Below are 17929 nucleotides of genomic sequence, written 5' to 3'. Positions count from 1 at the left end.
TTTTTGTTATTTAGTAATTAAATAGTCACATCTCCTGCCTAGCATCCCGGCTGCTGCAAATGATCGACAGCGACCCACGGGTGCCGTCGGCCGGGAGACATTCCGTGTGGTGGCTTGCGCCGCCTCGCGGGCGCGGAGTATGCCTGTCGGCGCGGCGCACAACGACAACCATTGAAACGCCGCGACGCGCCGGCGATACAGAACAATGAGAATGCACCAGAGAATCCGAGGCAATCCCCCGACTTTCGTCCCGCTGCTCACCGCTTTCGCCACGGCCGCCATGCTCGCGGCCTGCGGCGGCAACGGCAACAACAACGCCAACAACGCGTCGGGCAACGACCAGAGCGGCGCGCAGCAAACGCTCAGCGGCGTGGTCAGCGGCGCGACGATCAAGAATCCGGGCGGCGTCGCCAATTCGTCCGCATCGGGCGTCGACTACGCGAAAAGCAGCACGGGCGATGGCGTCGACCAGACCTTCGTGCCCATCACGTATGCGAACGCGACGGTCTGCGCCGACACGAACAACAACGGCGTCTGCGACCAGGGTGAAGTCTCCACGCGCACCGACAGCAGCGGCCGCTTCACGCTCGCCGCGTCGAGCACGAAACTCGTGGCCGTGATCGACACCGACGCGACCTACACCGACCCGAGCGCCGGCACCAAAAACGTCGCGAGCAGGATGGTGCTGCGCAGCGCGGCCGATCAGGCCAGCGCGGGCGGCGACGTGGTCATCAGCCCGCTGACGACCGAAGTCGTGCGCCTGACCGAAGCCGAGCAACTGAGCTACGACGACGCGCGCAGCGCCATCGCGGGCCGCCTGAGCTTCACGGGCGGCACGACGGACGTGACCGTCAAGGCCGACGACGTGGTGGGCGCGCTGTCCAGCACCGGCAGCGGCAGCACCGCGCTGCTGGCCGAAGCGAACGCGCTGGCGAGCCGCTACACGCTCGCTTCGAAGATCCTCGATCGCGGCTATGTGAGCGACGTCACGACCGATCCGGTCACGACGGTGAAGGCCGCGCAGGACGCCGCGTTCAATCCCGAAGGCATTCCGCGCTACGACCACCTGTTCGTCGTGATCTTCGAGAATCACAGCAACCAGACGATCGACGATCCGTCATATCCGAACTTCTACAAGTATCTGCACACGGAAGGCAACAAGGCCGCGAATTACTTCTCGACCGGCAATCCGAGCGAGCCGAACTACATCTCGCTCGCGAGCGCCGACGACTGGGGCGTGGCCGACGACAACGCTTGGAACTGTCTGCCCGCAGGCGACACGGCGAATCAGCCGAGCGATGTCTACGTGCCGGTGACGGCGTGTAACGCCGACACGAAGGTCCACAACATCAAGGGCCGCCGCAACATGTTCAGCGCGATGTATAACGCGGGCCTCGGCACGCGCGTGTACAGCGAGTCGATGAACCCCGGCCAGGATCCGCGCGTGGATGGCGTCGCCAACGCTTCCATCTCGGGCACGAACTCGGTCTCGGGCGCGACCGAGACGATGCCCGCCGGTCTCTACAAGACCAAGCATCATCCGGCTGTGAACTTCGACGACGTGCGCAACCGCCCGGACTTCTTCAAGAACCTGTCGCGCTCGGTGGGCGGCGGCCAGTGGGATACGTCGATCGCGGCTTACGCGACGGCCAACAAGATCACCTGGAACACGCATCAGTTCGAGGACGATCTTCAGAGTGGCGACATCGGCGCGCTGAACTACATCGTGCCCGACCAGTGCGACGATATTCACGGCGTGAGCACCTGCAAGTCGACGGAAATCTCGCGCGGCGACGCCTACGCCAAGTACCTCGTGGACAAGATCGAGGCCTCGCCGATCTGGAAGAACACCAACCGGCGCGCGGCCATCGTCATGCTGTTCGACGAAGGCACGAGCTTCTACGGCAGCTCGTCGTGCTGCGGCTGGAACGTGGGCGGCGGCACCACCAGCGGCGCGCCGCTGGGCGAGGGCATCACCACGGCGATTCCGAAGTACAGCGGCGGCAACAAGGGCGACGGCCCGACGATTTTCTCGCTGCTGACGAATCAGCCCAAGGCACCGAAGCAGATCGTCGATTCCGATTCGTATAGCCACTTCTCGTTCGTGCGCACGATGCAGGACATGTTCGCACTGGCCGATCCGGGCGTGGCGACGTCGTATATGAACCGCTCGAAGTACACCGAGAAGTTCATCGCCGATAACCTCGCGAATCTGGCCGAGTACTCGGGCAGCGCCAACACGCACTTCGACTCGGTGCGGCCGATGAACCACAAGTACGTGACGCAGGCCGGCGATCTCCAGTCGGGCGGCAACACGAAGGGTGTCAGCGGCAGCGGCTCGGTCGGCAGCGGCAACAACACGGCCACCGGACCGGACGCCACGCAGACCAGCATCTGGGCGATCAAGTCCTAAGGCCGGACACACGGTCCGTCCACGGCAGCCGAAGCGCCCGCGCGAAAGCGGGGCGCTTCGGTTTTGTCCGTGCTTTCAGAATGTCATGCCGGTCATCGGCGACTCCGATCCTCGCCATCTGCGATTGATCTGGAATCCGAATGATTGGCGATCACCGTCATCATCATGCGCCAAACCCTGCTCGCTGCCGGCTTCACGGCAGCCGCGCTCGCTGTTGCTCTTGCCGCCTGCAAGCCCGCAGCGCCATCCGGTTCCGCCACCGCCACCGCCACAGCGGCCACGGCAACCAGGACCATCGTGCCGGTCAAGGCCGAAGTGCCGCTCGCGCCCGCTTCGCCGCTGTCGCCCGCCGCGCAAGTCGGCGCGAAACTGTTCTTCGATCCGGCGTTGTCGGGCTCGCGGAAAATGTCCTGCGCGACCTGTCACGATCCCCAGCACGCGTATGCGCCCGCCAACGATCTGGCCGTGCAACTGGGCGGCCGCGACGGCCTGCAGCCCGGCACGCGCGCCGTGCCGACGCTGATGTACAAGGACTATACGAACCCGTATTCGGACACGTTCCAGAATCCCGACATGATCAGCGATCCTGGACCCGGCGGCGGCCTGACCTGGGACGGCCGCGCCAATACGATCGCCGAGCAGGCGGCCATTCCGCTGCTCGCGCCGAACGAAATGGCCGCGCCGAGCAAGGCGGCGGTGGTGGACGCCGTGCGCGAGGGCGCTTACGCGGATCAGTTCCGCGCGGCCTATGGCGCGAACGTCTTCGACGACACGGACCGAGCGTTCGCGCTGGTCGGCGCGGCCTTGCAGGCGTATCAGGTCGAGGACCGCAGCTTCCATCCGTATAGCAGCAAGTTCGACCGCTATCGCAACAACAAGGTCGGCGGCGCGCTGACCGATGCCGAAATGCACGGCCTGCGCGTGTTCCTCGATCCGAACAAGGGCAATTGCGTGGCGTGTCATTTGATCGGCGGCGGCAACGACGGCAGTCAGGACATCACCAGCGATTACTCGTTCAACGCGATTGGCGTGCCGCGCAACAAGGCGATTCCCGCGAACGCCGATCCGAAGTATGTCGATCTCGGCCTGTGCGGCCCGTTGCGCACCGATCATCGTCCGGGCAAGGACAAAGGCGCGAGCGCGACGTGCGGCATGTTCAAGACGCCGGTGCTGCGCAACGTCGCCACGCGCCACGTGTTCATGCATAACGGCGTATTCACTTCGCTGGAAGACGTCGTGCGTTTCTACAACACGCGCGACACCGAACCGGAGAAGTGGTATCCGCGTGATTCGCATGGACGGGTGAATAAATTCGACGATCTGCCCGCGAAATACCGCGCGAATATCGACAAGCAGATGCCGCTGGATCTGCGCCGCGCCGGCAGCCGTCCGCCGATGACCGACGACGAAATGCGCGATCTGATCGTGTTCCTCAAGACGCTCAACGATGGCTACGTGCCGCCCGCGCATGCCGATGCCGATGGCGCGCATATGCATAGCGTGGCGAACGCGATCAACGATCCCGCGGCTCATAAGCCGCAAGTGCAGTGATCGGATAAAACCCCTTGAAAATAGCGATGAAAACTGTTTTTCTCACCACGATGATCGCGGCGGCAACACTCGCGCTCGGCGGCTGCCATTCGCGCGACGCCGCCAATCAAGCGAATTTCAGCGCCGCGCTGGAGCAGCATTTCGAAGCGCACGGCGATTTGTGCATCGGCCGTCATAGCTGGCCGGTCGATGTGCCCGATGTGCCCGCCGCCGGGCGTCTGCGCGACGGCATCCAGATGCCCGCGCTCGAACATGCGGGACTCGTCGAGCATGTCGACGCGGAGATGAAGCTGCATCGACGCGATGGCGCCGATGAAACCGTGAAAGCGCGTCGATACGATCTGACCGCGAAGGGCAAGGCGCTGTTCAACGCGCATCCGCACACGGCCGCTCGCGGCGCGGACGCGGCGCAGCCCGATCTCTGCTACGGCCATGTGCGTCTGGCGAAAGTCGCTGGCTGGGACGCGCCGCACAAGAGCGAGGAGGACCCGGCGCATCTCGTCACCACGGTGCGTTACACCTACACGCTCGACCCGGCGCCGTGGGCGCGCGATGCGGCGGTGCAGGGCGCGTTTCCCGTGCTCGCGCGTGTCGTCAACGGGAGCGGTTCGCTGGAGTTGAAGCAGATGCTCGTGGCGGGTGATGACGGTTGGCATCCGCTTTGAGTGTGCTTAGCGAAGCGTTCGTCGCCTGGGCGGTGAACGCTGCGCTCAATTTTCGCGTCGAAAAATTTACTAGACGACCGGTCGACTATGTGCCATAGTTCGACCCATGGAAACGACCCTCACCCCGGAAACCGCTGACGTTCGCGAGAAAATCATCGCGATCGGGCAGAGCATCATCGGCGCGAAAGGCTTTGCGGCGGTGGGCCTGAGCGAGATTCTCGCCGCGGCGGGCGTGCCGAAGGGGTCGTTCTACTATTACTTTGCGTCGAAAGACGCGTTCGGCGTGGCCTTGCTCGACAGCTATTTCGAGGATTATCTCGCCGAACTCGACACAACCTTGAGCCTGCCCGGCATGACCATGGCCGCACGGCTGATGCAGTACTGGCAAACCTGGCGCGAAACGCAGTCGTTTTTCGACTGCCAGGGCAAATGCCTCGCCGTGAAGCTGGGCGCGGAGGTGGCCGATATGTCCGAGCCCATGCGGGCGACGCTCAATCGCGGCACGGCCGGTGTCGTCGCGCGGCTGGCGGGCGCCATCGAGGCGGGCGTCGCTGAAGGCTCGCTCGCGGTCGACGCGGAACCGCGCGTCGTCGCGCAAAGCCTGTATCAGCTTTGGCTCGGCTCCAGCGTGATGGTCAAGATCGTGCGCAATCTGCAGCCTTTCGAGGTCGCGCTCGACACCACGCGGCGGACGCTGCATTTGCCGTCCTGAACGCGTAGCAACGGATTTTTTCCAGGCACTTCGGTGGAAGTGCCTTTTTTAGGCCCGGTTACTAGACGACCGGTCTACTATATGGGGCGCATTGCCTCGCTCGACGGAGAAGCAACATGAAAGTCCTGATGGTTCTGACCTCGCACGATCAACTGGGCAACACCGGCCGCAAGACGGGCTTCTGGCTCGAAGAACTCGCGGCGCCTTATTACGCGTTCCAGGACGCGGGCGCGCAAATCGTCCTCGCGTCGCCGCAGGGCGGCCAGCCGCCGCTCGACCCGAAAAGCGACGAGCCGGCGTTCCAGACCGAACTGACGCATCGCTTCCAGGCCGATGCCGTCGCGAAGGCGCAGCTCGCCGCCACCGTGCGTCTCGACAGCGTCTCGCACGACGACTTCGACGCGGTCTTTTATCCGGGCGGCCACGGCCCGCTCTGGGATCTGGCCGAAGACCCGGTTTCGATCGCGCTGATCCAGTCTTTCCACGCGGCCGGCAAGCCCACGGCGCTCGTGTGCCACGCGCCGGGCGTGCTGCGTCACGCGAAGACGCCGGATGGCCGTCCGCTCGTCGAAGGCCGCAAGGTGACCGGCTTCACGAATACCGAGGAAGAGGCCGTGGGCCTGACCGACGTCGTGCCGTTCCTCGTCGAGGACGAACTGAAGGCGAAGGGCGGTATCTATTCGAAGCTCGACGATTGGGCTGTCTATGTCGTGACCGACGGCGTGTTGATCACTGGCCAGAATCCGGCGTCTTCGGGTCCGGCTGCCGTCGAGTTGCTCGCGCATCCGGCGCTTGCTGGTAAGCGCTAAAAACAGGCACTAAAAGCCTGCGCTAAAAACAAGAGCCCGGCACAGGGCTCGGTCGATGTCATCGACAACATGAATATTACGCGGTGCGGGCGATGTCGCCCGCTCCCTCTCGCAACACGTTTCAAGGACTAGTTATGCAGCACTCCGAATTGTTTGAATCCGCAACGCTCGGACCGTATCGACTCAAGAATCGCATCGTGCTGCCGCCGCTCACGCGTCAGCGCAGCGCGCGCGATGGCGACGTCGCGACCGACCTGATGGCCGACTACTATCGTCAGCGTGCGAGCGCCGGGCTGATCGTGAGCGAAGGCACGCAGATCGAGCCGCGCGGGCAGGGCTATGCGTGGACGCCGGGCATCTACAGCGAGGCGCAGATCGCGGGCTGGCGCAAGGTTACCGACGCCGTGCACGAAGCGGACGGCATCATGTTCGCGCAACTCTGGCACGTGGGCCGCGTGTCGCACAACGCGCTCCAGCCGGACGGCACGGCGCCGGTCGCGCCCTCGGCGATTCAGGCGAAGCAAGCGAAGGCTTTCATTGCAACCGGCCCCGACACGGGCACGCTGGTCGCGCCCCCGGTGCCGCGTGCGCTGACCACGGCAGAGATCGGCGAAATCTTCGAGTTTTATGCGCAGGCCGCGCGCAACGCGCTCGCCGCCGGTTTCGACGGCGTGGAAATTCACGCGGCCAACGGTTATCTCGTCAATCAGTTTATTTCGGCGCATTCGAATCAGCGCGACGACGAATACGGCGGCTCGCTGCAAAACCGTCTACGCTTTCTGCGTGAAGTCGTCGAGGCGGTGGCGAAAGTCGTCGGTCCGGGCCGATTGGGCGTGCGCTTCGCGCCGCTGTTCGCCGGTACCGATGAGGACCGCGTGTATATCGGTCTCGTCGAGGACGATCCGCATCGCACCTATATCGAAGCCATCAAGATTCTCGATGAAGTCGGCGTGGCGTATCTCTCGATTGCGGAAGCCGATTGGGACAACGCGCCCGAGCTGCCGGAAGATTTCCGCCGCGCCGTGCGCGAGACATTCCGCGGCCGCATTCTCTATGCGGGGCGCTATACGGCTGAACGTGGTGCGCGGCTGTTGGCAAGCGGCCTCGCGGATCTGATTGCATTCGGCCGTCCTTTTATTGCGAACCCCGATTTGCCCGCGCGCATTGCAAACGGCTGGCCGCTGAACGCAGTCGACGCCGCCACGCTGTATGGCGGCACAGAAAAAGGCTTGACCGATTATCCGACCTACAGTGAATCCCAACGTATCGCTACCGAAGAGGTTCTGTGATGAGCAAGAACATTGAAAGCAAGGTCGTGCTGATTACCGGCGCGAGCAGTGGCATCGGCGCGGTGACCGCGCGTCATCTCGCGGCGCAGGGCGCGCACGTGGCCGTCGCCGCGCGCCGCACGGATCGGCTCGACGAACTGGTCGCGGAAATCGAATCCGCAGGCGGACGCGCGAAAGCCTATGCGCTCGACGTCACCGACAAGGCACAGGTGGAGCGCGTGGTGGCGGCGGTCGTGACCGACTTCGGGCGTCTCGACGTGCTGATCAACAATGCGGGGCTGATGCCGATCCGTCCGATGGCGGAGGTGAACACCGACGAATGGGACGCGATGATCGACGTGAACATCAAAGGCACGCTATACGGTATTGCCGCCGCGCTGCCGCGTTTCCTGCAACAGCAAAGCGGCCATTTCATCAATCTCAGTTCGGTGGCGGGCATCAAGGTTTTTGCGCCGGGCGGCACGGTGTATTCGGGCACCAAGTTCGCGGTGCGCGCGATTTCCGAAGGGCTGCGCCAGGAAGTGGGCGAGAATATTCGCGTGACGTCGATTGAACCCGGCGCCGTCGATAGCGAGCTGAAACACAGCACAACGGGCACCGCGCAGCAAACCGTGCTCGACTTTTACAAGCAGGCCGTGCCCGCCGAATCGGTGGCGCGTGCGATCGCGTTCGCCATCGAACAACCGGCGGACGTCGATATCAACGAGATCGTGATTCGGCCGACGCGTCAGGAATTCTAGTCGCCACGCCCGCGTGATTCGCATGCAATTCGTGCGCTTGCCGTTGCGAAGCGGATCGCGCGGGCGGTAGAATTCGTCTCGCCGAAAATAGAGTGGCAGGTTGGTATCTCCTGCGCCCCATGAGGGGTTCTATGCATGCCGCGGCGTCAACCTTACTTTCACAAGTCGAGGGGGCGCACCGTGGTTTCCATGCGCGCTCCTCGCGAATGGGATGTGTACCGATGCGCAATCACGCAAACGACCCGTCGGCCGGCAACGGCGAGGTGTTCACCGAAATGAGCTTCACGCGCGACGAGTTGGCTCGCGCACTGCGAGCGGCCGGCGACGAACCGACTTTCGAGCGCTGCGATTTCGAAGGCGAGGATCTTTCCAATCTGGATTTTCGCGCGGCGCGATTCGCTCAATGCCATATCGGCCAGACCCGTTTCGAACACAGCGATTTGTCGCGAACGCGATGGGTCGGCTGCAAAGGCGCGTCGGCGAGCTTCCGTTATTCGAATGCGGGCGATGCGCGATTCATCCGCAGCGATTTGAATAATACCGATTGGACCGGCGCCAAACTCGGCTCGACCCTGTTCACCGAAGTGAAATTGACGGGCGCGCGTTTCATCGATACTCGCGCATTGGGCCTGAGTTTCCATGAATCGCTGCTCGTGGGCGCTACGCTCCGGGGACTGTCGTTTCGCAAACAAACACTCGAGAAACTGAATTTCTCCGATGCCGATCTGGCGGATTGCGACTTCCGCGACGCCGTGTTCGACGGCGGCAGTCTTGGCAACGTGCGTCTGCTGAATACGCGTTTCGACGGTGCCGATCTGCGCCAGGTCGACCTCAGCGGTCTGCGTTTGTCGGACGTCCAGCAGCATCTGAAAGGCACGATTCTTTCTGTCGATCAGGCGGTCATGTTGATCGGCGATTGCGGCGTTCGTGTGATGTGAGTCGCGACGGGCGAAACCATGCCACGGCGATAAAGCACAACCAGTTCGCGAGTAGGGCGCCGATTGGCACGATGAATAGCGTAGCGCCATGCAGACCCGCCGCGATGAGTGCCGCGCCGGTGGCGATCGTCGCGACGATCGGAAGCAGGAACAGAGCGATTCCGCGCAACACCGTCGTGACGCTCAGCGCCGCGACGATTGCCTCGCGCTTCAACCGCCATGCGCCGGTGCGCTCGATACAACCGGCGTAGACCGCGCCCGCGAAATAGACACACACCGCGAGCCCCGCTCCGATCCAATGAACGCGCGTCATCGGCGGGGCGGCATGGTCGCCGCGAAAGTTGACCGCCAACGTTTGTGTGACCAGCGGATCGAACGCCAGCATCAGCGCGTAAGCGCACGCCGCCGAGTAAATCATGTAGCCCAGCCAGCCGAACTGGATCCGCGCAAAAGACCGTTTTGCCGATTCATGTTGGGCACTCATGAAAGTCGATTTCTCCTCGCAAAAGCGCGGACACCCATCCGATGTCTTACCGCCGATTCCGGCACTATTTTATTGGCTGTCTGAATCTTAAGCGCGGGCTGAAGCAGCGCGCAAACCTTTGCGCGAATCATATTAGAAAAAGAGCTTTCGAAAACCCTTCAGAAGCCCGACGCCATGCCGTAACCACAGACGTATTCAGCACATCTGCGTGACGCGCATCTGCCCAGGGAGGCCTATGAAGAATACGAAGTTGTCGACGCGTTTGATTGCGGGTTTTTCCTTGCTGACCTTCCTGCTGCTCGGCGTGGCCGGCGTGGCGTTCTACGGCCTTTCGCAACTGAATAGCCGGCTCGACGAGATCGCGCGCGTCAACAATACCGAATCGCGCCTCGCCAATGTATTGAAGTCGTCGATTCAGGACCGTGCGATCGCGGTGCGCAACCTCGCATTCCTGGAGAGCCACCAGGATCTGCTCGCCGAAGTCGAGCGCATCCGCAAACAGGATCGCATTTACGCCGATGCGTCGCGGCAGCTGCGCGAGATGTTCCAGCAGGAACCCGCCACGGGCGACACCGAGCGCAAGCTGCTGGCCGAAGTCGATCAACTCGAAGCGCAAGCCGTCCCGCCGATGAACAAGGCGATCGACCTCGCGCTCGCCAGCGATATCGCGGGCGCGACCCGCACGATCATGCACGAAGCGCGGCCGCCTCAGCGCGTGTGGCTCGCCAAGGCCGTCGCGCTCGCGGAGCAGGCGGACGAGCAGAACGCCAGGTCGCACAAGGAAGCGATTGCGACTTATGCGAGCATCCGCATGCTGGTCGGCGCGCTGGTCGCGCTGGCAGTCCTCGTGGCGATCGTCACGGCGGTGGTACTGACGCGCAGCGTGCTGCGTCAGTTGGGCGGCGAGCCCAGCGAGGCGCAGCACATCGCCGGGCAGATCGCGGCGGGCAATCTGCTCGTGCCGATTACGTTGACGCAGGGCGACGACCGCAGCCTGATGGCCTCGCTCGAAGCGATGCGCGCGCAGCTGACCCGCATCGTCACCGACATCAAGGCTTCGGCGGAATCGATTGCGTCGGCGGCGGGGGAGATCGCGCAGGGCAATCTCGATCTCTCGCAGCGCACGGAAGAACAGGCCGCCTCGCTCGAACAGACCGCCGCGAGCATGGAAGAGTTGACGTCGACCGTGAAAGCGAACACCGACAACGCGCGCCAGGGCAGCACGCTGGCGGGCACCGCCTCGCAGACGGCGACGTCGGGCGGCGATGTGGTGCGCCGCGTCGTCAGCACGATGGAGGATATTTCGTCGAGTTCTTCGAGGGTCGTCGAGATTATTTCGGTCATCGAAGGGATTGCATTTCAGACCAATATTCTCGCGCTCAATGCCGCCGTCGAAGCGGCGCGCGCGGGCGAGGAAGGGCGCGGATTCGCGGTCGTGGCGGGCGAAGTGCGCGCGCTCGCGCAGCGCAGCGCCGGCGCGGCGAAAGAGATCAAGGAGCTGATCGAAACGTCGGTCTCTCATGTGCGGACCGGGTCGGCGCTCGTGCAGGACGCGGGGCAAACCATGCACGAGGTCGTGCGCTCGGTGCAGCGCGTGACCGACATCATGGGCGAGATCACGTCCGCTTCGGTCGAGCAAACGACGGGCATCGAGCAGGTCAACACCGCCGTGACCCAGATGGACGAAGTCACGCAACAGAACGCCGCGCTCGTCGAACAGGCGAGCGCCGCCGCGCAGGCGATGGCCGATCAGGCCGAAACGCTGCGCGCGGCGGTTTCGATTTTCAAGGTGGAAACGGCGTCGGGGTTGCGGTGAGAATGCGGACCGGCAAATAAGTTAGGTTGCCGAATTATCGTGGACATTGAGAGCGGGCGCTCAAATCGGGCGCGCCGCGCGTCCCGATTCCACATCGTCGAGAAAGCGTTCGAGCACGCTATCGAAATGCGCCGCTTGCTGCCAGAACGGCGCGTGTCCCGCGTCGGGCAGCCGATGGCAGCGCGCCTCCCAGAGATTGCGAAATGCCACGCGATCGAGGTAGTCGAGATTGATGATCTTGTCGTCGGCGCCGTTCAGCACCGCAATGGGCACGGCGCTGTTTTTGACCAGCACGCGTTGATCGGCGTAATCGTCGGCGCGCATGGCCTGAAAAAGATGTTCGCGAAAGCGGCCATCCGAGCGAATCATGGCATCTCTCAGGAAAGGCTCGGGTGACTCGCCGAATATCGCCTGCATGAAGCCGTCGATATCGGCATCGGACAGCGTTTTACGGCCCGCTGCGCCCGCTTGCGGCAATCCCATGAAGCCTTCGCGCATCGTGTCGCGGCCGACCGGCGGCGTCCCGACGATCATCAGCCCGCGCATGCCCGTATAGCGCGTGAGCATGTCGATGCCGATATGCCCGCCGAGCGACCAGCCGACCACCACCGCTTCGGCGATATCGAGTGTTTGCAGCAGTTCGACCGCGGCATCCGCGAAACCGCCGCGCGTGTAGGTGCGCGACGGATCGGGCGCGTTGCTCGATAGACCGTGTCCGGGCAGGTCGAGCGCGATCAGGCGTCGCCCGTGTGCGAGCCGTCCGCGTAACTGCTGCCTGAAAACCTCGCTGCACGACGAATTGCCGTGGATAAACAACACGGCGCGCGCGCCCGCGCCGCTTTCCTGAAACGCAATCGAACCGTGTGACGTTGTGACCGTGCTGTGGCGGATGGCAGCGTGCATGGCAATCTCCTGGCTGATCCGACGACAACACTCGAAGCCCCGGCGATATTCCGCCCCAATTTCCACGCCACACCTTCGCGCGCTCGTCACGAAAGCGCTTGTCGGCGAATTCTGGTTGGTATACCGTATTACGATTTTGATTGCCCGTGAGCCAAGGCTCGCGGCCGGTTTCGATTCCAACCTGAACATGAAGATGCAGAACCTTTCGATCGGCAAGAAGTTGACCTCGGCGTTCTGCGTCGTTATCGCCGTGTTTCTCGTGAGCTCGGCCGTGTGCTGGTACGGCCTCAACGCCATCGATCAGAAGCAGCAGCAAAACGCCGTGTCGGTGCAGGCGCAGCGGCTCGTGAAAGATGCGAACGCCGATTATCTGAACATCATCTGGGCGCTGCTCGCCTATAACCTCGACGGCCAGCCCGGCCATATGAAGTGGAAGGTCGATCACATCGGCGATTTCCGCACGCGCATGGCCGCGATCAAGGCGCTCGATCCGGCGGACACGGAGCGCAATCAGCTCATCGATACGGCCGTCGCGCAGTACGACGCGTGGGAAACGAAGGTCGTCGATCCGATGCTCGCGATGCGCACGCACGTGAACGAGGGCAGCGCCACGCTCGCGCAACTGAGCGCGCTGACCGAAAGCTTCGGCAGCTATCTGGGCACGGGCGACATGATTGCCGCCGTCGATGCGCTCGACAAGGCCGAGAGCCAGCGCATCGACACGCGCACCGCGGAACTCGCGGCGCTGCGCCACACGATCTATGTGAGCGTTGCGCTGGCCGCCGCGCTCGCGGTGTTGTGCGCGGGCCTCGCGGGGCGCTGGCTCGTCAAGGCGATTCGCGATCCGCTCGCGCGCGCGGTCGACACTGCACAGGCGATTGCCGCCGGCCGTCTCGACAGCCGCATCGAACGCGATCGCACCGACGAAACCGGCCGACTGCTCGCGGCGATGGATGCGATGCAGACATCGTTGCAGACGATCGTCGGTTCGGTCACGCAAGGCGTGGAAGCCGTGAAGGTGGGCGCCTCGCAGATCGCGGCGGGCAACACGGATTTGTCGTCGCGCACCGAGCAGCAGGCGGCGGCGCTCGAAGAAACCTCGGCGACCACGCATGAACTCACCGAGGCCGTGCGCCAGAACGCCGACAACGCGCGCCACGCGTGCGAAGTGATCGTGCGCGCGATGGACGCCGTGAATGCGGGCAATGCGATGTCGTTGCAAATGATCGAGACGATGAACGAGGCGTCGGGCAGCGCGGAAAAGATCGCGTCGATTACCGCGATCATCGAAGGCATTGCATTCCAGACCAATATTCTCGCGCTCAACGCGGCAGTCGAGGCGGCGCGCGCGGGCACGGAAGGGCGCGGCTTCGCGGTGGTTGCATCGGAAGTGCGCTCGCTCGCGCAGCGCTCGTCGACGGCCGCGAAAGAGATCAAGGAGTTGATCGAGCAATCGACGACGTCGATCTCGGGCGGCGTGACGCGCGCGCATGATGTCGGCGCGACGATGACGCGTTTGCGCGCCGATATCGCGACCGCGAAAGACGTGTTCGAGACCATCGCGCAGGCATCGAACGAACAAAGCCGCGGACTCGAACAGGTCAATCAGGCCATCGCGCAGATGGATCAGGTCACGCAGCAAAACGCCGCGCTCGTGGAAGAGGCGGCCGCCGCCGCGCACGCGCTCGATGAGCAGGCGGTGCGCTTGCAGGGCGCGGTTGGGGTGTTTGCGGTTTGAATCGCGTTTAATCTTGCTGATTGATATCTGGGTGCAGACGCGGCAATTCCCCGTTGCCGATTACGGTTTGCGCCCAAAAGCCTCGCGCAATTTACCCTTCGCTTTTTGCAGCGTTTCCTTGCGCGTTTTCGGCAAATTGCGGCCTGCGCGATTGATGTAGAAGTTCAGCATCGACATCGCGGATTGATAAGGCGTTCCTTTGCGCCGGCGGCTATGCAGTGACGACGCCTTGAGCGACTGGGCGATTTCTTCGGCATTGCCGCTTTTAAACACGCCCGATTCGATATCCATGGCGTCGCTGGTTTCGTTGACGTGTTTCGACCAGCGCTGCGTAGCATTGCCAGTGCGATTGGCGGCGCGCGCGTGGCGTTGGCGGGCCGGGCGGTTGCCTTTGCGGCGCGTCGAGGAATGAGGGCGGGTTGCCATAGAGAATCACCATGAACTTGGGGGGATTGCGCACAGTGCGCGCAATTCCGGTGCCTTGCTGCGCCCGTTCTTTTCGACGTTTTGCGCGTTCGCAGGAGCGGGCATGGTGTATGCATCGTATTGATCGAACTGTGCAGGCGTGCGTCGAAGCGTCAGGGAATTCATGCAGGCACAGCGCCAGTTGCAAGGAGGAAGTGAATCATGAACGCCCATTCCAACCGCCCGCATTACCAGGTCAATATTTGCCGCGGCGATTTTCGTCACGTGCGCGAATGCTTCGTTGCATGGAAAAGCGAACCGCTTGTCTATCGCATGAATCAGAAGATGTTTGAGGGCCGTGACGAAGTCCGCGCGTTGTCGGATCAGTGTTACGACAACGCGGAGAAGGCGCGCAAGGCGCTTCAGGTCGCGTGCAGCCCGGAGGATCCGTATGCATTGGCCGTCGAAGTCTGCAACGACGACCGCGCCATGTGGATCGTGATGGCCGCATACGGCGAATACTAAAAAATCGCGCTTCGCTCAATCGCGCCGACGCGTGTTCGGGTTCGTAGTATGCTTGGGCGAAACCGGGCCGCATCGCCATCGCGTGCCTGATTTGAGTCGTAGATGTTCGTCGTGAATCATGGTGCATTCGATTTTCGTATAACGAATCAGCCGGTAACGAGGAGACGTCGAATGAAGATCGCGAAGCTGCTGTTCACGGGTGTGCTGGCCGCCTCGGCATGGGGCGCGGTGTCGGTGTCCGCGCATGCGGAAGATCTGCTCGATAGCGTGAAGCAGTCGGGCGTGCTCAAGGTCGGGCTCGAAGGCACCTATCCGCCATTCGATTCGCGTAACAGCGAAGGGCAGCTCGAAGGCTTCGACGTCGATATCGCAAAGGCGGTGGCGGCGAAACTCGGCGTCAAACCGGAATTCGTTCCCACCGAATGGAGCGGCATTATCGCGGCGCTGCAGGCGGGTAAATTCGACGTGATCGTCAATCAGGTGACCATCACGCCGCAACGTCAGCAGGCGGTGGATTTCAGTCAGCCCTATACCTATTCGGCGGCGCAATTGATTCAACGCGCCGACGATAAACGCGACTTCAAAGCGCTCGACGAATTCAAGGGCGACAAGAAACTCGGCGTGACGCTCGGCACGAATTACGATCAGATGGCGCGCGCCGTGCCCGGCATCAACGTGCAGACTTATCCCGGCGCGCCGGAGAAATTGCGCGATCTGGCGGCCAAACGGATCGACGCTACGATCGACGACCGTTTGATGTTGCCGTACATGATCAAGACTTCGCATTTGCCGCTGCGTCCCGGCGCGGTGCTCAAGGGCGCGAATCAGGAAATGGGCATTCCGTTCCGCAAGAACAATCCGAAGTTCGAGAAAGCAATTAACGACGCGCTGACGCAATTGAAGCAGGACGGCACGCTCAAGAAAATCTCGATGCATTGGTTCGGCAGCGATGTGACCGTGCCGATTGCGCAATAAGCGCGCCGCCCTGATCGGCAATCAACCGCCCGTATAGAGATTGCAGAAGCTCATCGGCCCGACGCAGACGGTCTGCGGCGCGCCGGTGTCGCTTGTGCCTTGCATGGGCGCGCCCATGCCGCTCGGTTGCGCGGCCGGGCTCGCGGTCGGGCTATGTGCGACCTGTTGAGCGAAGACCGGGCTCACATCGGGATACGAAGCGTCGGTGACGAAGCGCGAGCCGTTGGCCTGCGCTTCGATCAGTTGTTCGCGAACCTGTTCGCGCGTGAGGGCTTGAGCGGAGGCGCTGGCCGATACGCCGACACAGGCGAGCGCGGACAGCGAAACGATGAGTGTGCGGTAGGGCTTCATTTCGAACTCCTGAGGATGATGGGGAATTCGGCAGGAAGAAGATGTCCGGCCGGTGCAAAGGAGACTGCACCGGTTATACCGTCGCGGGCCGCACGCTATTCCCGCGTATTTGTAACGACGCTGCGGACGAACGCTAACGTCGTTGCCGGAAAGCGGCGTGATGGATGCGCCGCCTTCCGCTGAGGCTTATTGCTTTTGCCTTATTGCCGTCGCTTATTTCCGCTCGGGCAGGAACCAGTTCATCACGAGCGCGCAAATGCCGCCCGTGGCGACACCCGACTCCAGCACGTTCTTGAGCGCGTGCGGCAGGCTCGTGAGAATTTCCGGCACCTGCGAGACGCCGAGTCCCAGCGCCAGCGACACCGCGATGATCAGCAGCGCGCGGCGATCGAGCGTGATGCCCGAGAGAATGTTGATGCCCGATGCGGCCACCGCGCCGAACATCACCATGGCCGCGCCGCCCAGCACCGGTTCCGGCACCGCTTGCAGCACGCCCGCGACCGGCGGAAACAGACCGAGCACCACGAGCATGCCCGCGATCCAGAGGCCCACATGGCGGCTCGCAATACCCGTGAGTTGAATCACGCCATTGTTCTGCGCGAACACCGAACTCGGGAACGTGTTGAACACGCCGGCCAGCAGCGAATTGAAACCGTTGACGAGCACGCCGCCCTTGATGCGCTGCATCCAGACCGGACCTTCGACGGGCTGCTTCGAAATCTTGCTGGTGGCTGTGACGTCGCCAATCGCTTCGAGCGAGGTGACGAGATAAATGATTAGCATCGGCACGAAAAGCGACCACGAAAAACCCATGCCGAAATGCAACGGGGTCGGAATCTGAAACAGCGCGGCTTCACGCGCGCCAGTGAAGTCGAGACGGCCGAGCGCGCCCGCCACGAGATAACCGATCGCCAGCGCGATCACGAGCGCCGTGCTACGCACCCACACGACGGGCACGCGATTGAGCAGGATGATCGTGCCGAGCACGGTGCACGACAGCGCGAGATTCTGCGGGCTCGCGAAATTGCCCTTCGCAATCGCGCTATAGCCGCCGCCCATGCTGATGAGGCCGACCTTGATGAGCGTGAGGCCGATAAGCAGCACCACGATGCCCGTGACGAGCGGCGTGATGAGGCGCTTCACGAAAGGCAGGATGCGCGAGACGCCCATTTCCACGAACGATCCTGCGATCACGACGCCGAAAATGGCCGACATGACCGTTTCGACGGGCGTGCCTTGCTTGACCATCAGACTGCCGCCCGCGATCAGCGGCCCGACGAAATTGAAGCTGGTGCCCTGCACGATGAGCAGCCCCGCGCCCAGCGGGCCGAAGCGTTTGCATTGCAGGAAGGTGGCGATGCCGGAAATCACGAGCGACATCGACACGATCAGCGTGGTGTCGCGGCTGGACACGTTGAGCGCCTGGCAGATCAGCAGGCCGGGCGTGACGATGGGCACGAGAATGGCCAGCAGATGCTGCAGCGCCGCCACGAAAGCGATGGTCGGGGCGGGGCGGTCGTCGGGGCCGTAGACGAGGTCGTGCGTGGGATCGGCGTCGTCGGCGCCCTGAGTGGCGCGCGGAGCGGAGGAAGCGGGTTGCATCGGCGAGACGGAA

17 protein-coding genes are annotated in these 17929 nt (G+C 63.0%); 12 read left to right on the top strand and 5 right to left on the bottom strand.

Going from position 1 to position 17929, the window contains the following annotated elements:
- Positions 1-211 precede the first annotated feature (211 nt).
- The 8 genes from U4Y88_RS12195 to U4Y88_RS12160 all read left to right on the top strand — a co-directional run bounded on the left by U4Y88_RS12195 (position 212) and on the right by U4Y88_RS12160 (position 9117).
- Positions 212-2413 carry an alkaline phosphatase family protein gene (locus tag U4Y88_RS12195; RefSeq protein WP_310631311.1) on the top strand — a complete coding sequence of 734 codons (2202 nt, stop codon included), beginning with the start codon at positions 212-214 and terminating at the stop codon, positions 2411-2413.
- A 144-nt stretch (positions 2414-2557) separates the two neighbouring features.
- Positions 2558-3964 carry a cytochrome-c peroxidase gene (locus tag U4Y88_RS12190; protein ID WP_321784155.1) on the top strand — a complete coding sequence of 469 codons (1407 nt, stop codon included), beginning with the start codon at positions 2558-2560 and terminating at the stop codon, positions 3962-3964.
- A 26-nt stretch (positions 3965-3990) separates the two neighbouring features.
- Positions 3991-4629, top strand: coding sequence for a hypothetical protein (locus tag U4Y88_RS12185; RefSeq protein ID WP_321784153.1), 639 nt, complete (start codon positions 3991-3993; stop codon positions 4627-4629).
- 106 nt (positions 4630-4735) lie between these two features.
- Entirely contained in the window at positions 4736-5341 is a 606-nt protein-coding gene (locus tag U4Y88_RS12180; protein WP_321784151.1) for a TetR/AcrR family transcriptional regulator, read from the top strand.
- 116 nt (positions 5342-5457) lie between these two features.
- Complete coding sequence (locus U4Y88_RS12175; protein ID WP_310632222.1) at positions 5458-6150, top strand: type 1 glutamine amidotransferase domain-containing protein; 693 nt, start codon at positions 5458-5460, stop codon at positions 6148-6150.
- 134 nt (positions 6151-6284) lie between these two features.
- Positions 6285-7439, top strand: a complete 1155-nt coding sequence (locus U4Y88_RS12170) for an alkene reductase (RefSeq protein ID WP_321784149.1) — start codon at positions 6285-6287, stop codon at positions 7437-7439.
- Entirely contained in the window at positions 7439-8179 is a 741-nt protein-coding gene (locus tag U4Y88_RS12165) for an SDR family oxidoreductase (protein ID WP_224013445.1), read from the top strand. Before U4Y88_RS12170 ends, U4Y88_RS12165 begins: the two co-directional genes overlap by 1 nt.
- Before the next feature lie 131 nt (positions 8180-8310).
- A complete protein-coding gene (locus U4Y88_RS12160; protein WP_321784147.1) occupies positions 8311-9117 on the top strand; it encodes a pentapeptide repeat-containing protein in 807 nt (268 codons plus the stop codon).
- Here the strand turns inward: U4Y88_RS12160 and U4Y88_RS12155 are convergent.
- Positions 9080-9601 carry a hypothetical protein gene (locus U4Y88_RS12155; RefSeq protein WP_321784145.1) on the bottom strand — a complete coding sequence of 174 codons (522 nt, stop codon included), beginning with the start codon at positions 9599-9601 and terminating at the stop codon, positions 9080-9082. The two genes, U4Y88_RS12160 and U4Y88_RS12155, sit on opposite strands and share 38 nt — an antisense overlap.
- Positions 9602-9836: 235 nt before the next feature.
- On the opposite strand from U4Y88_RS12155, the gene U4Y88_RS12150 reads away from it, so the two are divergent.
- Positions 9837-11417 (top strand): methyl-accepting chemotaxis protein, encoded by a 1581-nt coding sequence (locus tag U4Y88_RS12150; RefSeq protein WP_321784143.1) that lies wholly within the window; start codon positions 9837-9839, stop codon positions 11415-11417.
- Between the two features lie 60 nt (positions 11418-11477).
- On the opposite strand, the gene U4Y88_RS12145 is transcribed toward U4Y88_RS12150, so the two are convergent.
- Positions 11478-12536, bottom strand: a complete 1059-nt coding sequence (locus tag U4Y88_RS12145) for an alpha/beta hydrolase (protein WP_321784141.1) — start codon at positions 12534-12536, stop codon at positions 11478-11480.
- On the opposite strand from U4Y88_RS12145, the gene U4Y88_RS12140 reads away from it, so the two are divergent.
- Complete coding sequence (locus U4Y88_RS12140) at positions 12514-14058, top strand: methyl-accepting chemotaxis protein (protein ID WP_321784139.1); 1545 nt, start codon at positions 12514-12516, stop codon at positions 14056-14058. The genes U4Y88_RS12145 and U4Y88_RS12140 overlap by 23 nt on opposite strands.
- Before the next feature lie 60 nt (positions 14059-14118).
- Here the strand turns inward: U4Y88_RS12140 and U4Y88_RS12135 are convergent, their stop codons facing one another.
- The gene (locus U4Y88_RS12135) at positions 14119-14484 is read right to left on the bottom strand and encodes a DUF3175 domain-containing protein (protein ID WP_224013439.1); all 366 of its coding nucleotides are present in this window, start codon (positions 14482-14484) and stop codon (positions 14119-14121) included.
- 201 nt (positions 14485-14685) lie between these two features.
- Between U4Y88_RS12135 and U4Y88_RS12130 the strand changes: the two genes are divergently transcribed.
- Positions 14686-14988, top strand: coding sequence for a hypothetical protein (locus U4Y88_RS12130; RefSeq protein WP_224013438.1), 303 nt, complete (start codon positions 14686-14688; stop codon positions 14986-14988).
- Positions 14989-15159: 171 nt separating this feature from the next.
- Positions 15160-15963: a transporter substrate-binding domain-containing protein gene (locus U4Y88_RS12125; protein ID WP_224013437.1), complete on the top strand. Its 804-nt coding sequence runs from the start codon at positions 15160-15162 to the stop codon at positions 15961-15963.
- A 21-nt stretch (positions 15964-15984) separates the two neighbouring features.
- On the opposite strand, the gene U4Y88_RS12120 is transcribed toward U4Y88_RS12125, so the two are convergent.
- Together U4Y88_RS12120 and U4Y88_RS12115 are read right to left on the bottom strand one after the other, a co-directional pair.
- A complete protein-coding gene (locus U4Y88_RS12120; RefSeq protein WP_224013436.1) occupies positions 15985-16314 on the bottom strand; it encodes a DUF4148 domain-containing protein in 330 nt (109 codons plus the stop codon).
- A 213-nt stretch (positions 16315-16527) separates the two neighbouring features.
- The gene (locus U4Y88_RS12115) at positions 16528-17916 is read right to left on the bottom strand and encodes a uracil-xanthine permease family protein (protein ID WP_321784138.1); all 1389 of its coding nucleotides are present in this window, start codon (positions 17914-17916) and stop codon (positions 16528-16530) included.
- Positions 17917-17929: the final 13 nt, after the last annotated feature.

The sequence above is a fragment of the Paraburkholderia sp. J94 genome (assembly GCF_905220285.1).
In the GTDB taxonomy this organism is placed as follows: domain Bacteria; phylum Pseudomonadota; class Gammaproteobacteria; order Burkholderiales; family Burkholderiaceae; genus Paraburkholderia; species Paraburkholderia tropica_A.
This window is presented reverse-complemented; position numbering and strand designations above follow the sequence as displayed.